8 protein-coding genes are annotated in these 9,489 nt (G+C 69.9%); 3 read left to right on the top strand and 5 right to left on the bottom strand.

Going from position 1 to position 9,489, the window contains the following annotated elements:
• The 3 genes from G6020_RS06200 to pgi all read right to left on the bottom strand — a co-directional run.
• Positions 1 to 744, bottom strand: a 744-nt coding sequence (locus tag G6020_RS06200; RefSeq protein WP_182610015.1) for a DUF222 domain-containing protein, incomplete at its 3' end; no start/stop codon positions are given.
• Positions 745 to 886: 142 nt separating this feature from the next.
• Positions 887 to 1,270 carry a dihydrofolate reductase family protein gene (locus G6020_RS17515; RefSeq protein ID WP_206682209.1) on the bottom strand — a complete coding sequence of 128 codons (384 nt, stop codon included), beginning with the start codon at positions 1,268 to 1,270 and terminating at the stop codon, positions 887 to 889.
• Positions 1,271 to 1,530: 260 nt separating this feature from the next.
• A complete protein-coding gene (gene pgi, locus G6020_RS06210) occupies positions 1,531 to 3,177 on the bottom strand; it encodes a glucose-6-phosphate isomerase (RefSeq protein ID WP_182610016.1) in 1,647 nt (548 codons plus the stop codon).
• Positions 3,178 to 3,306: 129 nt separating this feature from the next.
• Here pgi and G6020_RS06215 point away from each other — a divergent pair, with 129 nt between their 5' ends.
• On the top strand, positions 3,307 to 4,005 hold the full coding sequence (locus G6020_RS06215; RefSeq protein WP_347238322.1) for a DUF5701 family protein: 699 nt from the start codon (positions 3,307 to 3,309) through the stop codon (positions 4,003 to 4,005).
• On the opposite strand, the gene G6020_RS06220 is transcribed toward G6020_RS06215, so the two are convergent.
• Positions 3,976 to 4,254 (bottom strand): chorismate mutase, encoded by a 279-nt coding sequence (locus G6020_RS06220; protein WP_107746400.1) that lies wholly within the window; start codon positions 4,252 to 4,254, stop codon positions 3,976 to 3,978. The two genes, G6020_RS06215 and G6020_RS06220, sit on opposite strands and share 30 nt — an antisense overlap.
• 58 nt (positions 4,255 to 4,312) lie before the next feature.
• Here G6020_RS06220 and G6020_RS06225 point away from each other — a divergent pair, with 58 nt between their 5' ends.
• Together G6020_RS06225 and G6020_RS06230 are read left to right on the top strand one after the other, a co-directional pair.
• Positions 4,313 to 5,737 (top strand): sodium:alanine symporter family protein, encoded by a 1,425-nt coding sequence (locus G6020_RS06225; RefSeq protein ID WP_179525864.1) that lies wholly within the window; start codon positions 4,313 to 4,315, stop codon positions 5,735 to 5,737.
• A gap of 40 nt (positions 5,738 to 5,777) precedes the next feature.
• Positions 5,778 to 8,354 carry a UvrD-helicase domain-containing protein gene (locus G6020_RS06230; RefSeq protein WP_182610018.1) on the top strand — a complete coding sequence of 859 codons (2,577 nt, stop codon included), beginning with the start codon at positions 5,778 to 5,780 and terminating at the stop codon, positions 8,352 to 8,354.
• A gap of 407 nt (positions 8,355 to 8,761) precedes the next feature.
• Here G6020_RS06230 and G6020_RS06235 read toward each other — a convergent pair.
• Positions 8,762 to 9,489, bottom strand: a 728-nt coding sequence (locus tag G6020_RS06235; RefSeq protein WP_347238323.1) for a M23 family metallopeptidase, incomplete at its 5' end; no start/stop codon positions are given.

Below are 9,489 nucleotides of genomic sequence, written 5' to 3' on the forward strand. Positions count from 1 at the left end.
GCCCGACTCGCCGGTGGCCTCGGCCGCGGCTGCGCTCGCCGCGGCAGCCTCGGACTCGGCGGCGGCGTGTTCGGCAGCGCGTTGATCGATCGCCTCGGCAAGGACGGCGGCCTCCTCGGTGGCCAGAATGGCCGACACGGTGGACATGCCGTCAGCGCCCTTGTTGATGCGCACACCGCGCGCACGGCTGGCGTCCTCCTTGCGCCGACGGATTCCCTCGGCGTCGTAGCGGGTGATGATCGCGTCCACCGCATCGCGTACCGCGTGCCGCCCGAGGCGTTCGCCGGCTTCCGTCGCGGCCAGGTAGTCGTCGACGACGTCCTGTTGCACCTGCGGAAGCACCTCGGGGTCGACGGTCGCCATCTGGCGGGCCAGCAGTTCGGCGGCGCGCTGGTCGAGGCGTCCCGCCGCCAGGGCGGCGAGAACGGCGGGGTAGCGCTGGTGCAGGTCCGCGGCGAACGAGATCATCGATTCGGCTCTCAGGGCGGAGACGGCCATCGCCGCCACCACGTATCCGGTTGCCACCACGAACGGGTCCACCACCGCGTGGCCGGGCGGGGAATCAGGGCCGGTGCCTGAGTCGTCGCGGCGCTGGCATTCCAGCAGGAGGTCGTAGCAGGCCGACAGCCGCTGGGCGGAGGCGCGATTCTCGGCCGCCCATCCGGCACGAGCCGAGGCGGTCAGCCCGGTCAACGGATCAACAGCGGAGGAACTGTCGGAGGAGGGGCCGTTGCCGACGTCCATGCCACACCTCCGAAGCCTTGCGCCACCGTCACCGTATCGAATGTACGTTCTAGTCTACGCACACACGTTCGAACGTGCAAGGGTCTGCCGCGGGCTTTCCGTCCGGAACTGCAGCGGAGGAAATCGCCGGGCTACTCACCGGTCAGGGCGTGATCCGGGGCTCCGGGCCCACCACGTCGAAGAGCATCGCGGTGAACTGGCCGTGCGTCTCGAGCTTCTGGCGGTGGAGTCGGAGTCGGCGGGGCAACAGGGGGCGCCCGGAACCGAGGACGACCGGACACTGGTGGATCCAGACCCGGTCCAGCAGTCCCCGGTCGGCGAACTGACCTGCGAGGTCACCACCCCCGACGATCCACACGTCCCCGCCGTCGGCGGCGTCGACCAGGAGAGGGTGCAGGTCGCCGACGTCACCGGCGAAGAACTCGACGCCGTCGACGGGATCGATATCGCGGTGGGTGACGACCCAGCTCGGCACGGTGTACGGCCAGGCGAACGGCTGGCCGTCCTTCGTCAGGTCGCGGCGCACCCATTCGAAGGTGTTGACGCCGCAGACGATCGACCCGACGCCGGAGTAGAAGCGGTCGAAGTGGAGGTCGGGGGGGCGGGGTCCAACTCGGTCGGTGTGTACCCCGCGGGTTCGGCCTCCCCGGAGGTCGCGAAGAGCCAGGACAGGCTCTCCTCGTCGTCGGCGATGTACCCGTCCAGACTCGTGGCGGTGCAGTAGACAGTGCTCATACGACCATGCTCGCACCCGGCTACGACACTCCCGGGCGGAACAGTCCCGGCTCAGCGGCGCCCGCGTGCCTCGCGGTAGATCTCGACGAGAGCATCCGTCGAGGAGTCGAAGCCCTCCCCGGGGTGCTTCTCCGCGGTCAGGGCGGTCAGGAGCTCGCCGGCCTGGGCCTTGCCCAGCTCGACCCCCCACTGATCGAACGCATTGATGCCCATTACGGCGGCCTGGACGAACACCACGTGTTCGTAGAGGGCGATGAGCTGCCCGAGCACCCCGGGCGAGAGCGACGGCGCGAGGATCGTGGTGGACGGCCGGTTGCCGGGCATCACCTTGTGCGGCGCGATCGCGGGGTCCACGCCCTCGGCGAGCACCTCGTCCTCCGTCTTGCCGAACGCCAGCACACGGGACTGGGCGAACAGGTTGGCCACGAGCATGTCGTGCATCGATCCGGCGCCGTCGGCGGTGGGCAGGTCCGAGACCGGACGGGCGACCCCGATGAAGTCCACCGGGACGAGCTGGGTGCCCTGGTGCAGGAGCTGGAAGAAGGCGTGCTGGCCGTTGGTGCCGGGCTCGCCCCAGTAGACCTCGCCGGTGGGGTAGGAGACGTCGGAGCCGTCGAGTCGGACCGACTTGCCGAGGGACTCCATGGTCAGTTGCTGGAGGTAGGCGGGAAATCGCAGGAGGCCCTGGGCGTAGGGGATCACGGCCTTGGACTGGGCCCCGAGGAAGCAGGTGTACCAGATGCCGAGCAGGGCCATGAGGACCGGCGCGTTGTGCTCGGGGGCCTCGGTCGCGAAGTGCAGATCCATGGCGTGGAAGCCCTCGAGCAGCTCGACGAACGCGGGCGGGCCCACCGTGATCATCACCGAGAGGCCGATCGCCGACGACACCGAGTACCGGCCCCCGACCCAGTCCCAGAACTCGAACATGTTGTCCGCGGCGATCCCGAAGTCGGCCACCTCCTCGGTGGCCGTCGACACCGCCACGAAGTGGGAGGCGATCGCCTCCTCCGAGCCGAGGGCCTCGACGAAGTGCCGACGCGCCGCGTGGGCGTTGGCCATGGTCTCCTGCGTGGTGAAGGTCTTGGAGGCGACCACCACCAGCGTGGTCGCGGGGTCGACCTCGGCGAGCACGGCCGAGAGGTCGGCGGGGTCCACGTTGGAGACGTAGCGTGCGCTGATCCCCGCGGTCTGCAGGTGGTGCAGGGCCTTGTCGACCATCACGGGCCCGAGGTCGGAGCCACCGATGCCGATGTTGACCACGGTGTCGATCCGCGCGCCCGTGTGCCCGGTCCATCCGCCGGACCGGACGCGGTCGGCGAAGTCGGCCATCCGGGTGAGGACCGCGTGGACGTCGGCCACGACGTCACGCCCGTCGACGACGAGGTCGGCCTCGGCCGGGAGACGGAGCGCGGTGTGGAGGACCGATCGGTCCTCGGTGGTGTTGATGCGGTCGCCCCGGAACATCGCGGCCCGCTGGGCCGGCAGCCGTGCGGCGTGGGCCAGCTCGGTCAGAGCGCTCAGGACCTCGTCGGTGATTAGGTGCTTGGACAGGTCGACGTGCAGATCGCCCGCGGTGACCGCCATGCGGCGACCCCGCTCCGGATCGGCGGCGAACAGCTCACGGAGGGTCACCTCGCCGATCGCCGGTACGAGATCCTCGATCGCCGACCACTGTGGTGTCGTGCTGATGTCCGTCATTGCCGCTCCTGCCCAGTGTTGCCGCCCGGGGATCGCCCGCCGTCTGACAGCGAGGTTAGTCGGGAATACGGGGGCCCCGCCGCCCGTTCCAGACACGTGACCCCCATGACTCCTCCGGACCACCCCTCCGTGTCAGCCCAGGCCGATCGGCTCGTCGAACTGGGCGTGCCCGAGCTCGGCGGGATCACCGCCGGGCGGCTGCGGGAGCACGCCGCAGCTCTTGAAGACGCAGCTCTCGAAGACGCAGTTCTTGACGGCGCAGCTCGTGCCGCCGCCCCGGGGCCCGGTCGGCCGGTGCTGGCCGTCCACCCGTCGTTCGTGTCCACCGCCCGACTGGCGACCCTGCTGCGCCGTGGTGGGAGGGCGGGCTTCGTCGTCGTCGACATGTCCGACCTGGCCGAGTTCACACCCACCGACGACGTCCGGGTTCCGGACGCCCCGCTCTATCTGGCCGGGGGCGTGACACGCGACGACGACATGCTGGGCTGGACCCCGACGGACGCGCACGCCGAGCTGGCCCGGCGGGGGCGCACTCCGCTGACCATCTCCGAGGGGGTGAGCTGGCTGCTCCAGCAGCCGGAGATGCTCGAACCCGGCAGGTGCTTCATGTGCATCGGATCGCGGAAGCGCAAGGCGGACGGAGCTCTGGATGCCCGGACGCCGGCGCTGTGGATCAGCGGGGGGACCGGCCGCGACGGCCGGGAGAACAAGGGCGCGCCGAAGGTGGGCTGGTGCTGGGCGAACAACCACCACACGTGGTTGGGGTTCGCCTCCACGGCCGGTCGGGTCGGCCGGGACTCAGCCCAGTCGCCCGCGACCGAGACGTAGGAGCATCCCCGCGAGGGTCTGCCCCTCCTGCCCGAGTGAGGAGAAGCGCTCGTAGACCTTGAGCTCGCGGGTGTGGACGAGCTTGGTGCCGCCGGACTGCATCCGCGTGCGACCGATGCGCTTGGAGATCTCGCTGCGACGGACTATCGCGTCCAGGATCTCGGCGTCCAACCGGTCGATCTCCAGTCGGAGTTCCTGGATCTGGGCCTCGGACAGCGGATCGTCCGTGCCGGCGGGGTCGGTGTTCATGCCGCGATTATCCCACTTGCTTCCGCGGAGGCCGCGGGACCGTCTAGTGTTTCCGCCCGTGGAGAACTTGAACTCGACTCTCGCGGACATCGGTTCCGTGATCTGGGGACCCTTCGTCCTCATCCCGCTGCTCCTCGGCACGGGCCTATTCCTCACGATCCGTCTGAGGGCACTGCAGTTCCGCAAGCTGGGGCCCGCGCTCCATCTCGGGCTGGTGCGGCGGAGGGACGACGGCGGGGCGGGTGACATCACCCAGTACCAGGCGTTGACCACCGCGCTCGCCGCGACCGTCGGCGTGGGCAACATCGTCGGCGTGGCGACGGCGATCTCACTGGGAGGGCCGGGCGCGCTCTTCTGGATGTGGGTCACCGCCCTCGTGGGGATGGCCTCCAAGTACTCGGAGGCCTTCCTGGGTGTGCGGTACCGCGTCACCGACGCCCGCGGCGAGCAGTCCGGTGGTCCGCAGTACTACCTCCACCGGGGGTTCGCCGAGCTGTTCGGGAAGACCGGCGGCCGGGTGGGGCTGGTCCTGTCGATCGTGTTCGCGGTGTTCGCCGTCCTGGCCAGCTTCGGCATCGGCAACATGACGCAGGGCAACGCGGTGGCGGCCCAGCTCGACAACTCCTTCGGCGTCCCGGTGGTCGCCTCAGGCGTCATCCTGTTCGTCCTCACCGGTGCGGTCCTGCTCGGTGGCATCAAGGCCATCGGCCGGGTCACGGCCGGGTTCGTGCCTCTGATGATCGTGCTGTACCTGCTCGGCGGGATGGTCGTCCTGGTGCTCAACGCCGACGCGATCCCCGGCGCCTTCGGGCAGATCTTCACGCAGGCCTTCTCCGGGACGTCCGCGGTCGGCGGCTTCGCGGGCGCGGCGATCATGTACGCCATCCAGATGGGTGTCGCGCGGGGCATCTTCTCCAACGAGTCCGGGATGGGCTCGGCGGCCATCGCGGCCGCGGCGGCCAAGACCACCCACCCGACCCGCCAGGGCCTGGTGTCGATGACCCAGACGTTCATCGACACCATCATCGTCGTCACCTTCACCGGTCTGGTGATCGTCACCTCCGGCGTGTGGGAGCAGGGCAGCGACACGGCCGGGACCATGACCGCCGACGCGTTCGCCGAGGCCATGCCGTACGGCGACAAGCTGGTGGCGGTGGCGATCGCGTTCTTCGCGTTCTCGACGATCCTCGGCTGGTCGTACTACGGCGAGCGGTGTGTCGAGCGGCTCGTGGGCGCCGGGGGAGTCATCCCCTACCGGATGGTGTTCACCTGTGTGGTGTTCGTGGGTGCGGTCACCGAACTCGAGGTGGTGTGGAACTTCGCGGACGTGATGAACGGACTGATGGCCATCCCGAACCTCATCGGCCTCCTGGTCCTCTCCGGCCTCATCGTGCGGGAGACGCGGTACTACCTGGACAACGATCCGACTCTGACGGCGACCGCCGCGCAGGTCGACGAGTTCATGGGGGACCGTCCGCGCTGAGAACAGGGTGTCGGACCGGGTGGGTAGATTGGACGCCACGATGACCCACTCCGCTCCCGCCCCAGCCCGTTCCGCCGTCAGTCCCACCTCGCCGCACTCACCGCTCCTGGACGGACTCAACCCACAGCAGGCCGCCGCGGTCACGCACCGCGGCGGTCCGCTGTTGATCGTGGCCGGCGCGGGTTCCGGGAAGACCAGCGTGCTGACCAGGCGGATCGCGTACCTGCTGGCCGAGGGGGGCGCACACCCCGGGCAGATCCTCGCCATCACGTTCACCAACAAGGCCGCCGCCGAGATGCGGGAGCGGGTGTCCGCCCTGGTGGGGCCCCATGCCGAACGGATGTGGGTGGCCACGTTCCACTCGATCTGTGTGCGGATCCTGCGGGCCCAGTCCGCGCTGCTGGGCACGCGCAACTCCAATTTCACGATCTACGACTCGGACGATTCCCGTCGCCTGCTCGGCATGATCGCCAAGGAGCAGCACCTCGAGGTCAAGAAGTTCACGCCGCGGATGCTCGCCTCGGCCATCTCGAACCACAAGAACGAGCTCCGCGAGCCGTCGGAGGCCATGGACCGTGCGTTGGAGGACTCGGACCGGACCGCGCAGACGGTGGCGGCGGTGTTCACCGAGTACCAGGCGCGGCTGCAGGCGGCCAACGCCTTCGACTTCGACGACCTGATCGGGGAGACCGTCGGGTTGCTGCGGTCGCACCCGGAGGTTGCGGCGTACTACCGGCGCCGGTTCCGGCACGTCATGGTGGACGAGTACCAGGACACCAACCACGCCCAGTACATCCTGGTCCGGACGCTCGTCGGCGGTGCGGCCGGGTCCGGGGACGACGCCGCGGCCGGGGTGGCACCGGCGGAGCTCTGCGTGGTGGGCGACGCGGACCAGTCCATCTACGCGTTCCGGGGCGCGACGATCCGCAACATCGAGGACTTCGAGCACGACTATCCGGACGCCCGGTCGATCCTGCTCGAGCAGAACTACCGCTCGACGCAGACGATCCTCTCCGCCGCCAACGCCGTGATCTCCCGCAACCCGGGCCGGAGGGAGAAGAACCTCTGGACCGACGAGGGAACCGGCGAGCTGCTCGTCGGGTACGTGGCGGACAACGAGCACGACGAGGCGCGGTTCATCGCCGGGGAGATAGACCGCCTGGTGGACTCCGGGGACGCCGGGTACTCCGACGTGGCCGTGTTCTACCGGACCAACAACTCCTCCCGGGTGATCGAGGACGTGTTCGTCCGGCTGGGTCTGCCCTACAAGGTCGTCGGGGGCACACGGTTCTACGAGCGCAAGGAGGTGCGCGACATCGTTGCGTACCTCAAGGTGCTCTCCAATCCTGACGACACGGTGGCGCTGCGCCGCATCCTCAACACCCCTCGGCGGGGAATCGGGGACCGTGCGGAGGCGTGTGTGGCGGTCCATGCCGAGCAGCGGGCCATCGGCTTCGGTGAGGCCCTGCGGGACGCCGCGGAGGGCAGGGTCGCGTTGCTGCCCACCCGATCGGTCAAGGCGATCGCGGGTTTCGTCTCTCTCCTCGACGAGCTCCGCGGGCGCTTGAGCGGCTCCGACCACGCCGGTGGCGAGGACTCGGCCCCCGACGTCGGCGCCCTGGTGGAGGCCGTGCTCGACCGGACCGGATACCGGGCCGAGTTGGAGGCCTCCAACGATCCGCAGGACGCGGCCCGCCTGGACAACCTCAACGAGTTGGTGGGCGTGGGGCGGGAGTTCTCCTCCGAGGCCGCGCTGCAGCGGTCGGCGCGCGAGCAGGGCTTCGGGGACGAGGACGCCGGGGACGCCGCGGGAGCGGTGGCCGACCAGTCCGACGCCGCACTGGACGACGGCGCACCGGACGACGCCGCACCGGACTACGCCGAACTGGACGAGGGCATCGCCGAGCCCGGTTCGCTCGCGGCCTTCCTCGAGCGGGTCTCCCTCGTGGCGGACGCCGACCAGATCCCGGCCGAGGACCAGGGGCAGGTCACACTCATGACCCTCCACACCGCCAAGGGGCTCGAGTTCCCGGTGGTGTTCCTCGTCGGCATGGAGGACGGGCTGTTCCCGCACATGCGCGCGCTCGGGGACCCGGCGGAGCTGTCCGAGGAGCGGCGGCTGGCGTACGTGGGTATCACCCGTGCGCGTCGACGCCTCTATCTGACCCGCGCCATGATGCGCTCGTCCTGGGGCCAGCCCATGACCAACCCCGGGTCGCGGTTCCTCGAGGAGATCCCGTCGGAGGCGATCGAGTGGCAGCGTGAGGAACCGGCCGGCGGTGGCCGGTTCGGTGACGACGACTCGTACGCGCCGCGGCGCCGATTCGGTGGCGGCGGCGGCTCCGGCGGGGGTGGATACGGTTCCGGTCGTGGGTTCGGCTCAGGCGGAGGCTCCGGCTCCGGCGGGGGCCGGTCGTCCGGCATTCCCCGGGCGAAGTCCTCCGCGCCCGCCCTGGAACTGGTGCCCGGAGACCGGGTGACGCACGACAAGTACGGGCTCGGAAAGGTTCTGACCTGCGATGGCAGCGGTCCGCGGGCCACGGCGACGATCGACTTCGGCGCGTCCGGAAAGGTGCGCCTGATGCTCATCGGGGGAGTTCCGATGCAGAAGCTCTAGGGGCGCAGATGCCCGCCCGAGTGCCGGTGGGCACCCCGCTGGTCGGGAGGCTGGTACGGCTGGATCCAATGGCCCCCGGAGACGCGGAAGGCCTGTAGCCGCTCATGCCGGATCCGGCGGCGTTCGGTTCGGGATACCCGTTCGAGACCGCGCACGCGGATCTGGCGCGGACCCGGGAGTTCGTCGGGGACCGGATGGCGCCCGGGGCACATCCTTACACGGTGCGCGTGGAATCCCCGCGACTGGACGAGGTCGGGACGGTTGCCGGGATCAGCTCGTTCACCGAGATCGACACCCGGAACGAGAAGCTCCGGCTGGGGTGGACGTTCGGTGCTCGCTTCGAGGGGGCTACGCGCGGTACTCCGCTGAATACCCGACTCGGCCGTGGACGACTGCCCAGGTCGAGGTCAGCTCCCGAAGGGGCTGAAGCCCGAGCTCTCGCTGCTCCCGGCGCCCGCGAGGTGGATGCCCTGCTGGGCCAGCCAGATGACGGGGTCGACGTGCTGGGTGCCGCCGTTGAGCAGGACCTCGAAGTGCAGGTGGGATCCCGTCGAGAAGCCCATGTTGCCCATGCCTGCGATCTTCTGGCCGGCGTAGACGCGCTCGCCCACGCGGACGTCGAGGGATTCCATGTGGCCGTAGAGGGTCATCGTGCCGTCGTCGGACATGATGCGGATCCAGTTCCCGTAGCCCTGGGCGGGGCCCGAGTCGATCACGACACCATCGGTGGCCGCGAGGATCGGGGTGCCGATGGCGTTGGCAATGTCGATGCCGGCGTGCATCGCACCCCAGCGCATGCCGAAACCGGAGGTGAAGGTGCCCACTGCGGGGAGGGCAACCTTCGGGCGCCGGGCCTGCTCCTCGGCGATCTCCCGCTGGGTGTTGATCTCGGTGCCGGCGTAGAGCATGGCCGACTGCGGGTTCTCGGACTCGGTGTCGAGGACCGACACCACCACGGGCTCGGGAAGAGAGGGAGTGGCGGGGGTGGTGGACGACGGCGCGTCGGGCGCACCGGTCGCCGGCGCCGCTTCACCGTTGGCGAGGAGTGCGATATCGCCGGCCTCGGCGGAGTGGGTGCCCGCAAAGTCCATGACGGACCCGGCCGAGGCGGCCGACACCGCGGCGCCGGCGGCGA

Source organism: Dietzia sp. B19, assembly GCF_014145155.1.
Taxonomy (GTDB): Bacteria; Actinomycetota; Actinomycetes; order Mycobacteriales; family Mycobacteriaceae; genus Dietzia; species Dietzia natronolimnaea.

What these genes read in the sequence shown, in the direction of transcription:
- G6020_RS06230 (WP_182610018.1), top strand. Translation starts at nt 5,778, where the DNA reads ATGACCCACTCCGCTCCCGCCCCAGCCCGTTCCGCCGTCAGTCCCACC.
- pgi (WP_182610016.1), bottom strand. Translation starts at nt 3,177, where the DNA reads ATGACGGACATCAGCACGACACCACAGTGGTCGGCGATCGAGGATCTC.
- G6020_RS06220 (WP_107746400.1), bottom strand. Translation starts at nt 4,254, where the DNA reads ATGAACACCGACCCCGCCGGCACGGACGATCCGCTGTCCGAGGCCCAG.